The 17,747-nt window shown below is 66.4% G+C and carries 17 protein-coding genes; 8 read left to right on the top strand and 9 right to left on the bottom strand.

Translation table 11 applies throughout. The features are described 5' to 3' along the window. Positions 1-3 precede the first annotated feature (3 nt). Positions 4-1,005, bottom strand: coding sequence for a dihydroxyacetone kinase subunit DhaK (dhaK, locus tag AB4Y94_RS13005; RefSeq protein ID WP_441728254.1), 1,002 nt, complete (start codon positions 1,003-1,005; stop codon positions 4-6). 250 nt (positions 1,006-1,255) lie between these two features. Here dhaK and AB4Y94_RS13000 point away from each other — a divergent pair, with 250 nt between their 5' ends. Further along, positions 1,256-1,969 carry an MIP/aquaporin family protein gene (locus tag AB4Y94_RS13000; protein ID WP_441728346.1) on the top strand — a complete coding sequence of 238 codons (714 nt, stop codon included), beginning with the start codon at positions 1,256-1,258 and terminating at the stop codon, positions 1,967-1,969. An 88-nt stretch (positions 1,970-2,057) separates the two neighbouring features. Beyond that, positions 2,058-3,572 (top strand): glycerol kinase GlpK, encoded by a 1,515-nt coding sequence (gene glpK, locus AB4Y94_RS12995; protein ID WP_441728253.1) that lies wholly within the window; start codon positions 2,058-2,060, stop codon positions 3,570-3,572. A 6-nt stretch (positions 3,573-3,578) separates the two neighbouring features. On the opposite strand, the gene trpD is transcribed toward glpK, so the two are convergent. Further along, complete coding sequence (trpD, locus tag AB4Y94_RS12990) at positions 3,579-4,643, bottom strand: anthranilate phosphoribosyltransferase (RefSeq protein WP_441728252.1); 1,065 nt, start codon at positions 4,641-4,643, stop codon at positions 3,579-3,581. Between the two features lie 116 nt (positions 4,644-4,759). On the opposite strand from trpD, the gene ctaE reads away from it, so the two are divergent. The 5 genes from ctaE (at position 4,760) to AB4Y94_RS12965 (ending at position 9,951) form a co-directional block, all read left to right on the top strand. Then, positions 4,760-5,428 carry an aa3-type cytochrome oxidase subunit III gene (gene ctaE, locus AB4Y94_RS12985; protein WP_441728251.1) on the top strand — a complete coding sequence of 223 codons (669 nt, stop codon included), beginning with the start codon at positions 4,760-4,762 and terminating at the stop codon, positions 5,426-5,428. A gap of 24 nt (positions 5,429-5,452) precedes the next feature. Continuing rightward, a complete protein-coding gene (gene qcrC, locus AB4Y94_RS12980; RefSeq protein WP_441728250.1) occupies positions 5,453-6,265 on the top strand; it encodes a cytochrome bc1 complex diheme cytochrome c subunit in 813 nt (270 codons plus the stop codon). A 47-nt stretch (positions 6,266-6,312) separates the two neighbouring features. Continuing rightward, positions 6,313-7,389: a cytochrome bc1 complex Rieske iron-sulfur subunit gene (gene qcrA, locus AB4Y94_RS12975; RefSeq protein WP_441728249.1), complete on the top strand. Its 1,077-nt coding sequence runs from the start codon at positions 6,313-6,315 to the stop codon at positions 7,387-7,389. Continuing rightward, positions 7,386-9,014: a cytochrome bc1 complex cytochrome b subunit gene (gene qcrB / locus AB4Y94_RS12970; RefSeq protein WP_441728248.1), complete on the top strand. Its 1,629-nt coding sequence runs from the start codon at positions 7,386-7,388 to the stop codon at positions 9,012-9,014. Before qcrA ends, qcrB begins: the two co-directional genes overlap by 4 nt. A 106-nt stretch (positions 9,015-9,120) precedes the next feature. After that, positions 9,121-9,951, top strand: a complete 831-nt coding sequence (locus AB4Y94_RS12965) for a methyltransferase domain-containing protein (protein WP_441728247.1) — start codon at positions 9,121-9,123, stop codon at positions 9,949-9,951. On the opposite strand, the gene AB4Y94_RS12960 is transcribed toward AB4Y94_RS12965, so the two are convergent. The 6 genes from AB4Y94_RS12960 to AB4Y94_RS12935 form a co-directional block, all read right to left on the bottom strand. Beyond that, positions 9,902-10,663, bottom strand: a complete 762-nt coding sequence (locus AB4Y94_RS12960; protein ID WP_441728345.1) for a GNAT family N-acetyltransferase — start codon at positions 10,661-10,663, stop codon at positions 9,902-9,904. The genes AB4Y94_RS12965 and AB4Y94_RS12960 overlap by 50 nt on opposite strands. 14 nt (positions 10,664-10,677) lie before the next feature. Next, a complete protein-coding gene (locus tag AB4Y94_RS12955; RefSeq protein ID WP_441728246.1) occupies positions 10,678-11,100 on the bottom strand; it encodes a cytochrome c oxidase subunit 4 in 423 nt (140 codons plus the stop codon). Then, the gene (gene ctaD, locus AB4Y94_RS12950) at positions 11,101-12,828 is read right to left on the bottom strand and encodes an aa3-type cytochrome oxidase subunit I (protein WP_441728245.1); all 1,728 of its coding nucleotides are present in this window, start codon (positions 12,826-12,828) and stop codon (positions 11,101-11,103) included. A 2-nt stretch (positions 12,829-12,830) separates the two neighbouring features. Further along, on the bottom strand, positions 12,831-13,721 hold the full coding sequence (gene ctaC / locus AB4Y94_RS12945; RefSeq protein WP_441728244.1) for an aa3-type cytochrome oxidase subunit II: 891 nt from the start codon (positions 13,719-13,721) through the stop codon (positions 12,831-12,833). Between the two features lie 230 nt (positions 13,722-13,951). Further along, positions 13,952-14,320: a HesB/IscA family protein gene (locus AB4Y94_RS12940; RefSeq protein ID WP_441728243.1), complete on the bottom strand. Its 369-nt coding sequence runs from the start codon at positions 14,318-14,320 to the stop codon at positions 13,952-13,954. A 35-nt stretch (positions 14,321-14,355) separates the two neighbouring features. Beyond that, positions 14,356-15,810 carry a dipeptidase gene (locus AB4Y94_RS12935; protein ID WP_441728242.1) on the bottom strand — a complete coding sequence of 485 codons (1,455 nt, stop codon included), beginning with the start codon at positions 15,808-15,810 and terminating at the stop codon, positions 14,356-14,358. Positions 15,811-15,848: 38 nt separating this feature from the next. On the opposite strand from AB4Y94_RS12935, the gene AB4Y94_RS12930 reads away from it, so the two are divergent. Next, the gene (locus tag AB4Y94_RS12930) at positions 15,849-16,448 is read left to right on the top strand and encodes a DUF3043 domain-containing protein (protein ID WP_441728241.1); all 600 of its coding nucleotides are present in this window, start codon (positions 15,849-15,851) and stop codon (positions 16,446-16,448) included. Between the two features lie 106 nt (positions 16,449-16,554). Here AB4Y94_RS12930 and AB4Y94_RS12925 read toward each other — a convergent pair whose 3' ends face one another. Then, positions 16,555-17,703, bottom strand: coding sequence for an alkaline phosphatase family protein (locus AB4Y94_RS12925; RefSeq protein ID WP_441728240.1), 1,149 nt, complete (start codon positions 17,701-17,703; stop codon positions 16,555-16,557). Positions 17,704-17,747 lie beyond the last annotated feature (44 nt).

Here is a 17,747-nt window from a genome sequence, read left to right as displayed (position 1 = left end):
CCTCTACCTTCCCCACCGCAGTGCGGCAGTGTGAACCGGGGCATCCCACAGTTCGGTCAGTTCATCGTCGAGTTTGAGCACGGTGATCGAGGCACCCTGCATCTCCAGCGAGGTGGTGAAGTTGCCGACCAGGCTCCGCGTGACGTCGATGCCCTTCTCCGCCAGGACTTCGGCCGCGCGGCGAAATACAATGTACAACTCGACCTGCGGAGTGCCGCCCATGCCATTGACGAACAGGAGCACCTCGTCGCCGGAGGCGAACGGGATGTCGTCGATGACCGGCGCCAGGATCCGGTCGACGATGGCATCCGCCGGTTCCAGTTTGATCCGTTCCCGGCCGGGTTCGCCATGGATCCCGATGCCGATCTCGATCTCGTCGTCGGCCAGGGTGAAACTGGGTTCACCGGCGTGCGGGACGACGCACGGGGTGAGCGCCACACCCATCGACCGCACCTGGCCGATCACCTTCTCCGCGACCGCGGCCACGGCCTCGAGGTCGTCGCCGCGTTCCGCGGCGGCGCCGGCGATCTTCTCGACCAGCACCGTTCCTGCCACCCCGCGGCGGCCGGCCGTATAGAGGGAGTCCTTGACCGCGACATCGTCGTTGACAATGACGGATCGCACCTCGATCCCGTCCGCCGTGGCGAGGTCGGCCGCGGTCTCGAAGTTCAGCACATCACCGGTGTAGTTCTTCACGATATGCAGCACCCCGGCACCGCCGTTGACCGCCTGCGTCGCTGCGAGGATCGGGTCCGGGGTCGGCGACGTGAAAACCGGGCCGGGTACCGCTGCGTCGAGCATTCCCGGTCCGACCAGTCCGCCGTGCATGGGCTCGTGCCCGCTGCCGCCGCCGCTGACGATGCCGACCTTGCCCGAAACCGGGGCATCCGCTCGCACAATGTAGATCGGGTCGTGCGAGACCCGCACCAGGTCTGAATGGGCCGCCTCAAAACCCGCGACGGCCTCGTTCACGACGTTCTTCGGATCGTTGATGAGCTTCTTCACGATTAACCCTTCGATCGATGGGGAACGCCCCGTTCGACACAATGCCGTTTCGCGCTCCGCGGTTGTCTGCCCAACATAGTGGCCAGACGCCGCCGACGATAGGTGGAAAGCCCGCCCGGCAAACAGGCCATTCCCCTCGGTCTTGTCCTAGCGCTAGGGTGTACGCACATAGTCACCCGTAAGGCTCAACGGAAAGGTCAACGTGGACAATATAGGAGTCGTCTTCCTCTCAGAGATCGTGGGCACGGCAATGCTTGTGCTCCTCGGTTGCGGTGTTGTGGCAAACGTCGCGCTGGCCAAGAACAAGGGTCTCGGCGGCGGGTTCCTGATGGTGAACATCGGCTGGGGCCTCGCGGTCTTCTGCGGTGTCATCGTCGCCTACAACTCCGGCGCCCACCTGAACCCGGCCGTCACGCTCGGCCTGGTCGCCTCCGGGGCCAGCGAGTTCGGTTCCGGAGTCCCGGTGAACGTCATCTCAGTGCTCGTCTATATCGCCGGTGAGCTGATCGGCGCGATCCTCGGCGCCGTCGTCGTCTGGTTGGCATACAAGCAGCACTTCGACGCGGAACCCGAGCCGGCGAACAAACTCGGTGTGTTCTCCACGGGACCGGCGATCCGTTCCTACGGCTGGAACCTGGTCACCGAGATCATCGGCACCTTCGTGCTGGTCTTCGTGGTGATCGCCTTCGGCGGCGGGCGCCAGGGCGACGGCGGCCTCGCGGCCCTCGGTGCCCTCCCCGTCGCACTGCTGGTTATCGTGATCGGCACCTCGCTCGGTGGCCCGACCGGCTACGCGATCAACCCCGCCCGTGACCTCGGCCCGCGCATCGCGCACTTCATCCTGCCGATCAAGGGCAAGGGCTCCTCGGACTGGGCTTACTCCTGGGTCCCGGTCGCCGGGCCCGTCATCGGCGGACTCCTTGCCGGCTGGGCGTCGTTCCTGCTTCTGCCCGTCCTCACCTGACCGGCAGGAAGGGCCGGGCCGCTTGAGGCCCGGCCCTTCCTGCTCGACCCTGCGCGTCACCACGTACCAACGTACAAGGAGGTAAATCATGACTGACTACATTCTCGCGATCGACCAAGGCACGACCAGCAGCCGGGCGATCATCTTCGACAAGTCCGGATCCATCGTCTCGAGCGGCCAGAAGGAGCACAAGCAGATCTTCCCCCAGGCCGGCTGGGTCGAGCACGACCCCAAAGAGATCTGGGACAACACCCGCGAGGTGATCGGACAGGCGCTCTCCAAGGCCAACATCACCCGGCACAACATCCAGGCGGTCGGCATCACCAACCAGCGCGAGACCGCGGTGGTCTGGGACAAGACCACCGGCGAACCGGTGTACAACGCCATCGTCTGGCAGGACACCCGCACCCAGCCGATCGTCGACCGCTTCGCCGCCGACGGAGGCGTCGAACGGTTCAAGCAGAAAGTCGGCCTGCCCCTGGCCACCTACTTCTCGGGCACCAAGATCGTCTGGATCCTCGAGAACGTCGAGGGCGCCCGCGAGAAGGCAGAAGCCGGCAACCTCCTGTTCGGCAACACCGATGCCTGGGTGCTGTGGAACCTCACCGGCGGAGTCGACGGCGGCGTGCACGCGACAGACGTCACCAACGCGAGCCGCACCCTGTTCATGGACCTCGAGACCCTGCAGTGGGACGAGGAGATCCTCGGCATCTTCAACGTGCCGAGGTCCATGATGCCGCAGATCCGGTCATCCTCCGAGGTCTACGGCACCGCCCACACGTCGAGCCTGCTCCGCGAGGTGCCGATATCCGGCATCCTCGGCGACCAGCAGGCCGCGACGTTCGGCCAGGCCGCGTTCGACCAGGGCGAAGCGAAGAACACCTACGGCACCGGCAACTTCCTGATCTTCAACACCGGAGAGGAGATCATCCACTCGAAGAACGGGCTGCTCACCACTCTCGGCTACAAGCTCGGCGACGCCAAGCCGCACTACGCGCTGGAAGGCTCCATCGCGGTGACCGGGTCGCTGGTGCAGTGGCTGCGCGACAACCTGGGCCTGATCAGTTCAGCACCGGAGATCGAGGAACTGGCCAAGACCGTCGACGACAACGGCGGCGCGTACTTCGTCCCCGCGTTCTCCGGCCTGTTCGCTCCGTATTGGCGCTCGGATGCCCGCGGAGCGCTGGTGGGGCTGACCCGGTTCGTGAACAAGGGCCACATCGCGCGGGCCGCACTGGAGGCGACAGCCTTCCAGACCCGTGAGGTGCTCGACGCGGTGAACGCCGATTCGGGTGTGCCGCTGACCGAGCTGAAGGTGGACGGCGGAATGATCGCCAACAACACCCTGATGCAGTTCCAGGCCGACATCCTCGGCGTCCCGGTGATCCGCCCGGTCGTGGCTGAGACCACGGCGCTCGGCGCAGCGTACGCGGCGGGCCTGGCCGTTGGCTTCTGGAGCGACCTGGACGACCTGCGCCACAACTGGCAGGAGGACAGCCGGTGGACACCGCAGATGGATGACGACGAGCGCGACCGTCAGCTGCGCAACTGGAAGAAGGCCGTCACCAAGACCTTCGACTGGGTCGACAAAGACGTGGTCTGAGTCCCGCTACTGCAGGGGCTTCGCTTTCGACGCGTCGACCCACTGTGCGAGCTTGGCCGTGGCCGCCCCCGAGTCGATCGTCTCGGCGGCCACGGCCATCTTCGCGCGGAACCGGTCGAGGATCGCAACCTGCACCTGGGCCGGGTTGTTCGCCAGCTCATAGGCGACCAGCCCGGCCGCCGCATTGAGCAACACGATGTCCCTGACCGGCCCGTCCTGGCCGGCCAGCACGGATCGCACGACGGCGGCGTTGTGCGCCGCGTCACCGCCGACCAGGTCGCTCATCTTCGCCCGGGCGATCCCGAGGTCGCGCGGCTCGATGTCGTGTTCGGTGACGAGCCCCCGGGAGACCTCCCAGACGTGGCTGTGCCCGGTGGTGGTGAGTTCGTCGAGACCATCGTCGCCACGGAACACCAGCGCCGTGGCACCGCGCGTCTGGAACACGCCGACGAACAACGGAATCCGGTCGAGGCTGGCCACGCCCACAGCGGATGCCTCCGGCCGCGCCGGGTTGCAGAGCGGACCCAGGTAGTTGAACACCGTCGGGATGCCGAGCTCGGCGCGGGTCACCGAGGCGTGCCGGAATCCGGGATGAAAGGCCGCCGCGTAGGCGAAAGTGATGCCCGTCCTGGCCAGGATCTCGGCCACCGCGTCAGCGGACAGCGTCAGGTCGATGCCCAGCGCCGCCAGCACGTCGGAGGAGCCGGATGCGGAACTGGCCGCCCGGTTGCCGTGTTTGATCACCGGGACACCGGCGGCGGCGCACACGATCGACGACATGGTCGACACGTTGACGGTGCCGAACCGGTCCCCGCCGGTACCGACGATGTCCAGGGCCATGGGGTCAACGCGCAGCGGCACAGCGTGGTCGAGGATGGCATCCCGGAAGCCGACGATCTCGTCGACCGTCTCCCCCTTGGCGGACAGCGCCACCAGGAACGCGGCGATCTGGGCATTCGACGCCTCACCCAGCATGACCTGCTCCATGCTCCACGCCGCGTCGGCCACGCTCAGGTCCTCGCCGTTCAGGAGTGCGGTCAGGACATTGGGCCAGGATTGGGAGTCGAGCATAGGCACAATCTTAAGTGCAGGCCGCTGCTCCCCCGAAACCACGGTGATTTCGCCCAGGCCCCCGACCTGTGGTAAGGACCGCCTAACCCTGCCGATCGCACGACTGGCACGCCAGAATGGGAAAAACCTGTGCGGATATCGGCCATAATGGAGGGGTGACGAGCACCTCAATTACTCATGCGGCGACTACGCCGATAGTGAACAGGCCCAACAGCGTAGCGGTGGGCACCATTGTGTGGCTGGGCAGCGAAGTGATGTTCTTTGCCGGGCTCTTCGCGATCTACTTCACGCTCAGGTCGACCTCCCCCGAGCTGTGGGCGTTCGAGACCGCGAAGCACAACTTCCCGTACGCGCTGACCAACACCTTGATCCTCGTCGCATCCTCGGTGACCTGCCAGTTCGGCGTGTTCGCCGCCGAACGTCTGCAGTCCCGTTCGACCGGGTGGAAGCCCAGCCAGTGGGGCATGGTCGAATGGTTCATCCTCACCTATGCGCTCGGCGCCATCTTCGTCTCCGGGCAGATCTTCGAGTACGCCACCCTCGTTTCCGAGCACGTGTCGCTCTCCTCCAACGCCTACGGTTCGGCCTTCTACCTCACCACCGGTTTCCACGGCATCCACGTGACCGGCGGACTGATCGCGTTCCTCCTGGTCATCGGCCGCGCCTTCGCGGTCAAGCACTTCGGCCACCGTGAGGCCACCAGCGCCATTGTGGTGTCTTACTACTGGCACTTCGTCGACGTCGTCTGGATCGGGCTCTTCCTGGTCATCTACGTTCTCAAATAGGAATCAGGAGCGAAAAACTTCAGCATGCCCGAGAACACATCACCCCAGATCCGCAGGTCCCGCAAGACCGGGCGCCGCCATCCACTGGCGAGCGTCGCGCTCATCGCGATCGGCCTGCTCTTCACCGGCGGCGCGTATGCGGCTTTCAGCACCAGCACCGCCAGCGCTGAGACCGACATGACGTCGCAGCAGACCATCGACGAGGGCAAGAAACTGTTCGCAGCCAACTGCGCCAGCTGCCACGGCCTGAGCGCGCAGGGCAGTTCGGTCGCACCCAGCCTGATCGGCGTCGGCGCCGCATCCGTCGACTTCCAGGTCGGCACCGGGCGCATGCCCATGCAGCTCAACGGGCCCCAGGCGGAGCAGAAGCCGGTGCAGTTCACCGACCAGGACATCGCGGCGATGGCGGCCTGGGTCGCTTCGCTCGCTCCCGGTCCCGGCATCCCCGAGGCCAGCCTCCTGGACGCCAAGGGTGACGCGGCGAACGGCGCCGAACTGTTCCGGATCAACTGCGCGATGTGCCACAACGTGGCCGGCGCCGGCGGTGCGCTCACCGAGGGCAAGTTCGCGCCGGCACTGGACGGCGTCTCCGCCCAGCACATCTACGAGGCCATGATCACCGGCCCGCAGAACATGCCGGTGTTCAACGACATGAACATCTCGCCGGAAGACAAGCGCGATGTCATCACCTACTTGAAGTACCTCGAGAACAACCCATCCCCCGGTGGATACGCGTTGGGCTCGCTGGGACCGGTGTCGGAGGGCTTGTTCCTCTGGATCTTCGGCCTCGGCAGCGTCGTGGCGTTGACCGTGTGGATCACCGCGAAGTCGAACTGACCGGAACCCGGTTATGACCCAGCGTACAAAGCCCCTGAAGGAGAACAATGGCCAAGGACGATAACGGCGGAGCGGAGCTGACGCGTGCCGGTACGTCGCACGACGCGCACGACCAGGGGAACCCTGGTACGGCCGTCATCGCGGCCGATGCCATCGTCAACCCGGGGTATCCGCCCCACGACCGGCTGCGTGTCACCGACACCGACCCGAAGGCCAACCGGCGTGCTGAGCGTACCGTCTACACGCTCTTCTACGTGTCCATCGTCGCCAGCGTCTGGGCGATCGCCGCGTACATGATCTTCCCGATCAACGCGGACGACCCGGGCTCTGTCCGGCTCAACAACCTCTTCATCGGACTCGGGCTCGCCCTGGCCATGCTGGCCATCGGCATCGGCGTCGTGCACTGGGGCAAGGCGCTCATGGCCGACGTCGAAGTCACCGATGAACGGCACACCATCGGCGGTTCGGAGGACACCAAGGCCGCCGCGGTGGAGGTGTTCCGGGTCGCCAATGAGGAATCCGGCTTCGGCCGCCGCACGCTCATCCGCAACAGCCTGTTCGGTGCGCTGATCGCGTTCCCGCTCCCGGCGGTCGTCCTGTTCCGCGGCCTCGGCCCGCAGGACCAGGACCCGGTCGCTTTGCTCAGCCACACGATGTGGAAAAAGGGAACCCGGCTCGCGCTTGACCCGAGCGGCACGCCGATCAAGGCGTCAGAAGTGACACTCGGGTCGGCCTTCCACGTCATCCCCGAAGGACTTCAGGACCTGGAGCACGGCAAATTGGAGGAGAAGGCCAAGGCCGCCGTCCTCTTGATGCGCCTCAAGCCTGAGGACCTGAACGAACTGCCGGACCGCAAGACCTGGTCATACGACGGGATCGTCGCATACTCCAAGATCTGCACGCACGTCGGCTGCCCGGTGGCGCTCTACGAACAGCAGACCCACCACCTCCTCTGCCCTTGCCACCAGTCACAGTTCGATGTGGCCAACCACTGCGAAGTCATCTTCGGACCGGCCAAACGGCCCCTCCCGCAACTTCCCATCAGTGTGGACGCCGAGGGCTACCTCATCGCGCAGAGCGATTTCACTGAGCCCGTCGGCCCGAGTTTCTGGGAGCGAAATTGACCATCAGCAAGACCACGCGCACAAGCACCGAGGTCGAGACCCAACCCCTGGGCGGTGGATTCACCGCCGCCGCCGCCACCTACCTGAACGAACGCACCGGCATCGCCACCGCGGTGAAGGGACTCGGCCGCAAGGCCTTCCCTGACCACTGGTCGTTCATGCTCGGCGAAGTCGCGCTCTACAGCTTCGTCGCCATCCTCATCTCCGGGTCGTTCCTGACCTTCTTCTTCCAGGCCTCGATGTCAGAGGTGCACTACGACGGCTCCTACGTCCCGCTCAAGGGCGTCGAGATGTCGGCGGCGATGTCGTCCACCCTGGATATCTCCTTCGACGTCCGGGGCGGCCTCCTGATGCGCCAGGTGCACCACTGGGCGGCGCTATTGTTCGTGGCGTCGATCGGCCTGCACATGCTGCGCATCTACTTCACCGGTGCCTTCCGCAAACCTCGCGAGATCAACTGGGTGATCGGATTCGTCCTGTTCATCCTGGCGATGGCCGAGGGCTTCACCGGCTACTCGCTCCCCGACGACCTGCTCTCGGGTAACGGCCTGCGGATCATCGACGGCATGGTGAAGGGCATCCCGCTGGTGGGAACCTGGATCAGCTTCCTGTTGTTCGGCGGGGAGTTCCCCGGCACGGACATCGTCGGGCGCCTGTACTCGCTGCACATCCTGCTGCTGCCTGCGATCATTGTGGCGCTGATCGCGGTGCACCTCGCCTACGTGTTCATCCACAAGCACACCCAGTACCCGCAGGCGGGCAACAACAACACGACGGTCCGCGGGGTTCCGATCCTCCCGGTCTTCGCGACCAAGGGCGGCGGCTTCTTCTTCATCGTCTTCGGCGTGATCATGTTGATCGCCTCCCTGTTCACGATCAACCCGATCTGGAACTACGGGCCGTATGACCCGTCACCGGTATCCGCCGGTACCCAGCCGGACTGGTACATCGGCTTCGCCGACGGGGCGCTCCGCCTGATCCCGCCGGGACTGGAGTTCGTCTGGCTGAACCACACCTGGTCGTTCAACATCCTGATCCCGCTGATCGTGATCGGTATTTTCATCGTGACGGTGATGTTCTACCCGTTCATTGAGGCCTGGATCACCGGTGACAAGCGTGAGCACCACATCCTGGACCGGCCGCGCAACGCGCCGACCCGCACCGCCATCGGTGCGGCAGGCGTGACGTTCTACGCCGGCCTGTGGGCTGCCGCCTCCTCGGACCTCATCGCCACCCACTTCCACCTCACGATGGAAGGCGTGATCCACGCGCTGCAGGCGATCACCGTTCTCGGCCCGTTCCTCGCCTTCTTCATCGCCAAGCGGGTCTGCCTGGCCCTGCAGAAGAAGGACCGCGAGATCGTGCTGCACGGCTACGAGTCCGGACGAATCGTCCGTCTCCCGGGCGGCGAGTACATCGAGGTCCACCAGCCGATCACCGAGTACGAGCGCTGGAAACTGGTCGGCTACGCGGACTTCAAGCCACTGATGATCCGTCCGGACGCCCGTGGTCGGATCACCGCCGGTGAGCGGCTGCGCGCCGGTCTCTCCCGCTGGTTCTTCGAGGATCGCATCGTGCCGGTGACCCAGACCGAGCTCGAACAGGCTCACGGAGACCACCACTAGGAACCCCGCCCCGCAGGCGGCGTCGGCAGCACCAGATCGGGCATCGATGTCACTCCAGACTTTGTCAGAGTGGCTTCGGTGCCCGAACTGCGTGCGGGACCTCACAGTGACCGGCGCGTTGACCATCGGATGCGACAACGGTCACTCCTTCGACGTGAACCGGCGCGGCTTCGTCTCCCTGGTTGCCGGGTCTCGTCGCCTCGTCTCCGACTCGCCGCAGATGCTGGACGCCAGGGACCGGTTCCTCGCCTCGGGATGGTACCAGCCGCTGCAGGCGGCGGTGACTGCCGTCGCGGCATCCGCTTCACCGCAGCGCGTGCTCGAGGTCGGCTGCGGAACCGGCTACTACCTCGATTCCGTGTGCGATGCCGTCCCGGACGCGCAGTGCCTGGGAATGGACCTCTCCCCCGCCGCCGTCGCCCGCACCGTGCGGCGGTCGGGCCGGATCGACGGCCTCGTCGCCGACGTCTGGTCGCCGTTGCCGCTCCGCACCGGAACCGCCGAAGTCGCCCTCGTCGTCTTCGCCCCGCGCAATGCGCCGGAACTCCAACGGGTGCTCGCCGCCGACGGTCTGCTGGTGATCGTGATCCCGGCTGACGCCCACCTGCAGGAGCTCCGCGACGCCGGGCTGATGATCAGCGTGCAGCCTGGGAAGGCATCGCAACTGGTGAAGTCGCTGGCCGGCCATTTCACTCTGGAGTCCACAGATCGTCTCGAATACACCATGGACCTGGGGCCGGGCGACGTCGCCGCGCTGATCGGCATGGGTCCATCCGCTCACCACACCGGGAACAGCACCGAGATCAGCGCCGATTCGTCCCCCGCAGCGGATGCCGAGGCGAACGGTGCCGGCCGGACCGTCACCGCCGCCTTCGAACTGCTCCGGTTCAGGCCGCTGCCGGTTGCACCCGGTAGTGGTAGCCGGACAGCCGGCTGAACCCGGCGCGCTGATACCAGGCCGCAGCCGGATTGGCCGCGATGACCTGCAGCTGCAGCGAACCGAGGCCGAGGCGGGCCGCCTCGGCCAGTGCGGTATCGAGCAGGAGCCGGCCGACGCCGCGCTGCCGGGCTTCAGCGGCCACGGCCACGCAGGCCAGCGCACCGAAGCCGGGGGTTGGGGTCAGCCGGGCGACACCGACGGTCACCCCGTCGGTCACCACGGAGAGATAGCGGGACCGCGTCGCGGACAGGATCCGCGACGCCGTCCGGGCCGCATCGTCGCCGCCCCGTCCGTCGACGGACCACCAGGTGCGAAACCACGCCGGGGCAGGAGCATCGCTGACGGTCACCTGAGTCCCGGGACCCGGCCGCATGGCCTCCGGACGCGGGCCTCGCCGTCTGCCGGCACGGCTGGTCGGCACCGGGCGCCTGAGCACCAGCGTCGGGTCGGCCGGCAGGTAGCCCCGCCTCGCGAGCTCGGAGTCGAGCCGCTCGAACCCGGGGCCGTCTGGCACCTGGACAATCGCGGGGAGTCCCCGTTGCCGGTAGAAGTCCGCCATCGCGGGCAGCCCGGATTCCTGCCTCCCCGCGTCGCCAGGCGGCAGGGCGGAATTGGCCCGCTTGGTCACCCCTCCGCTGGCACGCAGTAACCAGCCGTCGGCTTCGCGCTCTTCGTCTGCGCGCCAGGTCCCGGCCCAGGTGCGAGCCAGTTCACGGTGTGGGATCAGCGTGCGAACAGGCCGCGGTAGTACTCGTAGGTCCAGCCGATCAGGCTGATGACGCCCACGCCGACGGCGATGAAACAGATCCAGAAACCGACCGCGAGACCGAGGAACAGCAGTGCCGCGCTGCCGGCGAGCAGGATCGGCCACCAGCTCCACGGGCTGAAGAACCCAAGCTCAGGGTCACCGTCGTCGATGTTGGCGTCGAGGCGGTCCTCCGGCAGTTCGCCGCCCTGTGCCGCGTGGGTGCGGCCGAGGTAGAACGCCAGGAACGCGCTCAGCAGCATGCTCAGGCCGAGGCCGAACGTGCCGGCCCATTCCACGGTGCCGTGGTTGAAGTCGAGCAGGCTCCACACGATGTAGAGCACTGTCACCAGGCCGAAGAAGACGGCGAGGATCCAGAACAGGCGTGCGTTTGCTCTCATTTATTTGACCTTCTCGGACGACGCGTCATAGATCGGGGCATCCGGTGCATCCTTCGCCGGACCGATCCCGACCGGGATCCCCACCTCGGGGTGGTTGAGGTCGAACGCCGGGCGTTCGGAACGGATGCGCGGGATGGAGGTGAAGTTGTGACGCGGCGGCGGGCACGACGTGGCCCACTCCAGTGACGCGCCGTATCCCCACGGGTCGTTGACCGTGACCCGGGGCGCCCTCCGGGCGGTGAGGTACACGTTCAGCAGGAACGGGATCATCGAGATGCCCAGGATCATCGCGCCGATGGTGGACAGCTGGTTCATCCAGGTGAACCCGTCGTCAGGCGAGTACGTCGCGTACCGCCGCGGCATGCCGACGACACCGAGCCAGTGCTGCACCAGGAAGGTGGTGTGGAACCCGATGAACAAGAGCCAGAAGTGCCACTTGCCGAGGGCTTCGTTGAGCATCTTGCCGGTCCACTTCGGCCACCAGAAGTAGAACCCGCTGAACATGGCGAACACGACGGTTCCGAACACCACGTAGTGGAAGTGGGCGACCACGAAATAGGTGTCCGACACGTGGAAGTCCAGCGGCGGCGACGCCAGGATCACACCGGTGAGCCCGCCGAAGGTGAACGTGATCAGGAAGCCGATCGCCCAGAGCATCGGGGTCTCGAAAGTGAGCGATCCGCGCCACATCGTGCCGATCCAGTTGAAGATCTTCACCCCGGTGGGAACCGCGATCAGCATGGTCATCAAGGAGAAGAACGGCAGGAGGACAGATCCGGTGACGTACATGTGGTGCGCCCAGACGGTGACGGACAGCGCCGCGATCGAGATCGTGGCGTACACCAGCGTCTTGTACCCGAAAATCGGCTTGCGGCTGAACACCGGGAAGACTTCGGAGACGATGCCGAAGAACGGCAACGCGATGATGTACACCTCGGGGTGGCCGAAGAACCAGAACAGGTGTTGCCACAGGATCGCGCCACCGTTGGCCGCATCGTAAATGTGCATGTCGAAGATGCGGTCACCTGCCGCGGCCAGCAGCGCTGCGGCGAGAACCGGGAAGGCCATCAGGATCAGGATCGAGGTGACGAGCGCGTTCCAGGTGAAGATCGGCATCCGGAACATCGTCATGCCCGGTGCGCGCATGGTGATGATCGTGGTGATGAAGTTGACGCCACCGAGGATGGTTCCGAAGCCCGACAGTCCGAGGCCGACCATCCAGAGGTTGCCGCCGACCCCGGGTGAGAACGTCGTGCTCGCCAGGGGTTGATAGGCGAACCAGCCGAAGGACGCCGCGCCCTGCGGGGTGACGAAACCGGCCACTGCGATGAGGCTGCCGAAGAAGAACAGCCAGAACGAGAACGCGTTCAGGCGCGGGAAGGCGACGTCGGGTGCGCCGATCTGCAGCGGCATCAACGCGTTGGCGAAACCGAAGAACAACGGCGTCGCGAACATCAGCAGCATGATCGTGCCGTGCATGGTGAACAGCTGGTTGTACTGCTCCTTGGTCTGCACGATGTGCAGGCCAGGCTCGAACAACTGGGCGCGGATGATGAGCGCCATCACCCCGCCGAGGCAGAAGTACACGAATGACGTGATCAGGTACATGTACCCGATCACCTTATGGTCGGTGGAGGTGATCCACTTGACCAGGATGTTGCCCTTGTTCTCGACGCGGGACGCGCCAAGCGGCGCCCGGGTCGGGGCGGGTGCGGTGGTCGTGGTCATGGCTAGTTGCCCTCCTCAGCCGTCGGAGCGCCAGTGCCCGGGAGGTTCTGGTTGCGGTCGTAGTCCTTGTTCAACTGGCCTTCGTTGCCCGCTGCCCGCAGGGACTGGATGTAGGTGTCGTAGTCATCCGGCGAGACGACCTTGACCTTGAACAACATCAGGGAGTGGTACTCACCACACAGTTCAGCGCACTTTCCGTCGTAGGTTCCGACGCGCTCCGGGATCACCGACATGTAGTTGGTCTTGCCGGGGATCATGTCCTTCTTGTACAGGAAGTCGATCACCCAGAACGAGTGGATCACATCGCGGGATTCGAGTGCGAGCTCGACCTTCTTGCCGACAGGAAGCACCAGCGTGGGGATCTCGGACTCGACGAGCGCGCCGTTGGCGCCCTCCGGGTCAGGCTGGCCCTGGACACCCGCGGAGAAGACGTCCTCGTTGACGTAGTTGAAGTCCCACGCCCACTGCTTGCCCATGACCTCGATCTTGACGTCGGGCTTGTCGAATCGCGCTTCGATGGCTGCCTGGTCGCGAGCGGTGAAAGCGAAGAAGCCCAGCACCAGGATCAGCGGCACAACCGTGTAGAAGATCTCGATCGGCATGTTGTAGCGCAGCTGCACCGGCAAGCCGGTCTGTCCCTTGCGTCGACGATAGACGACGACCGCCCACAGGGTCAGGCCCCAGGTCAGCAGGCCGACGATCAGGAGCACGATCCATGACGTGGTCCACAGGCCGGCCACCCGCTCAGTGTGGTTGGTGACGGCCGGCTGGTCACCCTCCTCGAAGCCGGGGAGGAATCCGTTCAACTGGGTTTGGGTACATCCAGCTAGAACGATGGCTAACGTCGCTGCGATCGGAATTGCAGCCCATCGGAGACGGCGGTTATTGCGCACCGGTGACCTTTCGGGAGACTCGAGGACACTTCACAGGAAGTGCTTTGATCGTGTCCCAGCTTACTCCGAGAGATCAGCGCCCATGCGCACTCCCGCCGCCGAGTCAGGGAAGTTTCCTCAGTATTGGGGCGATGATACGGCCGGAAACGACGCTGGGAGACCGCCCGTTCGGGCGATCTCCCAGCAAAATATGTCAGCGGATGCGTGCGGCACAACCGGTGTGTCGGCTCCTAGTGGAAGGAATCCCCGCAGGCGCAGCTGCCGCCGGCGTTGGGGTTGTCGATGGTGAAACCCTGCTTCTGGATGGTGTCCTCGAAGTCGATGGAAGCCCCCTCGAGGTAGGGCACGCTCATCTTGTCGACGACGACTTCGACGCCGTCGAAATCGCGGACCGCGTCACCGTCGAGGATGCGCTCATCGAAGTAGAGCTGGTAGATCAGCCCGGAGCATCCGCCCGGCTGGACGGCGACCCGCAGGCGAAGGTCGTCGCGGCCCTCCTGGTTCAGCAGGCTGCGCACCTTCTCGGCCGCGACGTCAGTCAGGCCGACGCCGTGGGTTGCCGAGGTGGTGGCGGTGGTGTCAACGATCGTGTCAGTCATGCTGCTCCTTCGGGGTTCAGTAGAAGAATTGTAGCTCAGTGTCCCGTGCGGGCGTTCAGGCGGGCCAGGAGCAGCGCCTCACTGAGCACCGCCCGTTTGAAGACGCCCAGGTGCAGGGACTCGTTCGGGCTGTGCGCCCGCGAATCGGGGTCCTCCACCCCGGTGACGAGGATCTGCGCGTCGGGAAAGACGCGGACCAGGTCGGCGATGAACGGAATGGACCCGCCGACGCCCATATCCACCGGCACGACACCCCAGGCATCCGTCATCGCGCGCCGCGTCTCAGCGACCGCCCATCCGCTGGTGTCGACCAGGAACGGGTCGCCCAGGTCGACCTCGCCGATCTCCAGTACCGCACCGAACGGGGCGTGCGCGCGGAGGTGGGTCTCCAGTGCGGTGTACGCGTCCTGCGCCGCCTGGCCGGGTGCGACGCGGGCGCTCAACCGCACGGTCACCGCCGGCGCGAGGGTGTTGGACGCGTTCGCCACGCTCGGCGCGTCGATACCGGTCACCGTGATCGACGGCTGCGACCAGATGCGGCTGAGGATCGTCCCGGTCCCGATCGGCGACACCCCGGGCAGGAGTGCGGCCTCGAGGCGGAGCTGCTCCTCCGGGTATTCTGGCGTGTCCTGCTGGTGACTGGTGAGCCCGGCGACCGCGACGGAACCGTCCTCGGCATGCAGGGAGGCAAGCAGCCGGACTGCCGCCAGCATCGCGTCGGGCACCGCTCCCCCGAACATGCCGGAGTGAGACGCATGGCCGAGGGTGCGGACCGTGAGGTTGAAGGTGACGTTCCCGCGCAGCCCGACGGTCAGCGCCGGAGTGCTGGTGTCCCAGTTGTTGGAGTCGGCGACGATGATCGCGTCACCGCGGAGGGCGTCCTGGTTCTCCTCGAGGAAGGTGGCGAAGGAGCGGCTGCCGAACTCCTCCTCGCCCTCGACGAACAGGGCCAGGCCGAGATCGAAGTCCGGGCCGACGGACTCGATGAGGGCCCTGATCGACGCGATGTGCGCCATCACGCCGGCCTTGTCGTCTGCCGCGCCCCTGCCGTACAGGCGGTCGCCGCGCACGGTCGGCTGGAAGGGGTCTGACTCCCATTCCGCGTCCTTGCCGGGCGGCTGCACGTCGTGGTGGGCGTACAAGAGGACCGTCGGACGACCGTTCTTCGCCGCCCGTGTCGCCAGGACGGCCGGCTGGCCGAGGTCGCTGCTGCCCGGGATGGCCGCCTGCTTCACCTCGACGGAGTCGAACACCCCGAGGCCTCGCGCCAGGTCGGCCACCGCGTCGGCGCTCTCCCGCACGTGGCTGCGGTCGAAGGCGCCCCAGGAGACCGACGGGATGCGCACCAGTGCGCACAGGTCGGCGATCGTGGTGGGCAGGCCGTCTTCGACCGCGCGCCGCACCGCCGCGTCGTGCTCGGCGGCGTGGTCTGCGGCGTGGCCAGCGGGTGCTTTCCCGTTGGCTGGGAATGTCTCTTCGCTCTGCGTCATGCAGGTAATCTTAAAGGAACCAATTCCAAGGACATGATGTGGCTAAGCAACCCGTAAACCCCGACGCCGGACCTTCGACCGAGACCGCAGAACAGACCGCGGCCCGCCTCGCGTCCGGGACCCCCCTCGGGAAGGGCGCGCCGACGCCGACCCGCAAGCAGCAGGAAGCGGCGCGGAAGCGCCCCCTGGTGCCGGGCGACCGCAAGGTCGCCGCGAAACAGGCGCGGGAGAAGTCCGCGCTGGCTCGGGAGAAGGCACGCATCGGGATGGCCGCCGGAGACGACAAGTACCTGCCGGCGCGCGAACGCGGCCCGCAGAAGCGTTTCGCGCGCGACTACGTCGACGCCCGGTTCAACGTGGGCGAGTTCATGATCCCGGTGATGTTCCTCGTCATCCTCCTCACCTTCTTCCCCGACCCCAACATCCAGACCTACGGGATCCTGGCGCTCTGGGCGTTCTTCATCATTGCGGTCATCGACTGCGTGGTCCTCGGCTTCCTGCTGACCCGCAAGGTGCGGGACAAGTTCGGCGCGGACCGCGCCGAGAAGGTGCGCTGGTACGCCGCCATGCGCGCCCTCCAGCTGCGCGTGATGCGCCTGCCGAAGCCGCAGGTCAAGCGCGGCCAGTACCCGCACTAGCTCCCCGCTCCCCCGCGCTCCCCTCGCTCCGCGAACCCGCAGTTGTTGGGTTTATGAGCGCCGGATAACCCCAACAACTGCAGGTTCGCGGATGCCGGCGGGCGGGTTAGCGGGGCTGGAACGCACCAGCGCGGATCAGGGGCACACGCAGCTCCTCATCGGTGAAGGCGCCGTGCTGGCCGATCATCGTGCGGCCGGACTGGTTGGCTTCCCGGGAATCGTAGTAGGCGACGCGTTTGCGGGCAGCGACGATGACATCGCCGATCCGCGCCTCGACCTCCGGCGCCACCACTCCGAACCAGCCGGCGTCGACCGCCTCGCGCCGGGTGAGCACCCAGGCCCGGTCGCCCTCGGCTTCCCGCCAGAGCCCGGCCAGTGAGTCCGCCGTGATGGCGGCCTGGTCCGGCTCCAGGTACAGCTGCACACAACGCGGGTCGCCGCCGACGTGGCGCACTCCGGCGACCAGTTGCGGTGCGGTGTCGAAGAGAACGTGCTTGGCAGCGGGCACATCGATCACGCCATGGTCCGCCGTGACCACGAGGCCTTCGTCCCGGCGCAACGCGGCCGAGAAACGGCCGAGCTCGGAGTCCAGCGTTTCGAGTTCCGCCAGCCAGGCGTCAGATTCCCACCCCTTCGCGTGCGCTGCGACATCGAGCTCAGACACGTACAGGTAGACCAGCGCCCGCGGATGCTCGTCCAGGATCCGGCGCGCCGCCCGGAACCGGTCGGCAACGGTTTCGGCGCCGACGTAGCGCGCGCCCCGGAGGACGGCCTGCGTGAAACCCGAAGACGTGAAGCGCTTCTGGCCGACCGCGAAACTGGGGATGCCGGCATCCGTCGCCTGCTCGAACACGGTGCGCACCCGCTGCCAGGTCGCCGGATCCATGCCCGCGTCCCAGCCGGTCAGCTGGTTCACCACCCGGTCGCCGGCCTCGTCCCGCACCCGGTAACCGACCAGCCCGTGTTGCCCAGGCTCGACGCCCGTCGTGAGGGTCGCAATGCCTGCCGCCGTCGTGGTCGGGAACACGCTGTCGATGATGCTGGTCTTGTGCATCCGCGTGGCCAGGAACCGGGCATGCCCGGCGCGCTGCCGGATGGCGTCGGCACCCAGCCCGTCCGCCAGGACCAGCACCGCCTTGGCGACCGCCGGCAGGCCGAGCGGGTTCGCCTCCCCCGCCACGGCCGCCAGGCAACTTGGCAGGACGTCGGCAAGGCGCAGGGCGCTGAATTGGCGGGCCGGTAGCATGGATGGCATCGAGGCCAGTCTTCCACAGGCGCCCTCGCGCCCCGCGACAAACC

This window comes from Glaciibacter sp. 2TAF33 (assembly GCF_052114945.1).
GTDB lineage: Bacteria > Actinomycetota > Actinomycetes > Actinomycetales > Microbacteriaceae > Cryobacterium.
Note: the sequence above shows the minus strand (reverse complement) of the source record. Positions and strands in the feature narration are given on the sequence as shown.

Excerpts from the sequence above, each read along its gene's own strand:
- ctaD (WP_441728245.1), bottom strand. The coding sequence starts at position 12,828 with ATGACCACGACCACCGCACCCGCCCCGACCCGGGCGCCGCTTGGCGCG.
- trpD (WP_441728252.1), bottom strand. The coding sequence starts at position 4,643 with ATGCTCGACTCCCAATCCTGGCCCAATGTCCTGACCGCACTCCTGAAC.
- AB4Y94_RS12935 (WP_441728242.1), bottom strand. The coding sequence starts at position 15,810 with ATGACGCAGAGCGAAGAGACATTCCCAGCCAACGGGAAAGCACCCGCT.
- AB4Y94_RS12925 (WP_441728240.1), bottom strand. The coding sequence starts at position 17,703 with ATGCCATCCATGCTACCGGCCCGCCAATTCAGCGCCCTGCGCCTTGCC.
- qcrC (WP_441728250.1), top strand. The coding sequence starts at position 5,453 with ATGCCCGAGAACACATCACCCCAGATCCGCAGGTCCCGCAAGACCGGG.
- glpK (WP_441728253.1), top strand. The coding sequence starts at position 2,058 with ATGACTGACTACATTCTCGCGATCGACCAAGGCACGACCAGCAGCCGG.
- AB4Y94_RS13000 (WP_441728346.1), top strand. The coding sequence starts at position 1,256 with ATGCTTGTGCTCCTCGGTTGCGGTGTTGTGGCAAACGTCGCGCTGGCC.
- ctaE (WP_441728251.1), top strand. The coding sequence starts at position 4,760 with ATGGGAAAAACCTGTGCGGATATCGGCCATAATGGAGGGGTGACGAGC.
- qcrA (WP_441728249.1), top strand. The coding sequence starts at position 6,313 with ATGGCCAAGGACGATAACGGCGGAGCGGAGCTGACGCGTGCCGGTACG.
- AB4Y94_RS12955 (WP_441728246.1), bottom strand. The coding sequence starts at position 11,100 with ATGAGAGCAAACGCACGCCTGTTCTGGATCCTCGCCGTCTTCTTCGGC.
- AB4Y94_RS12940 (WP_441728243.1), bottom strand. The coding sequence starts at position 14,320 with ATGACTGACACGATCGTTGACACCACCGCCACCACCTCGGCAACCCAC.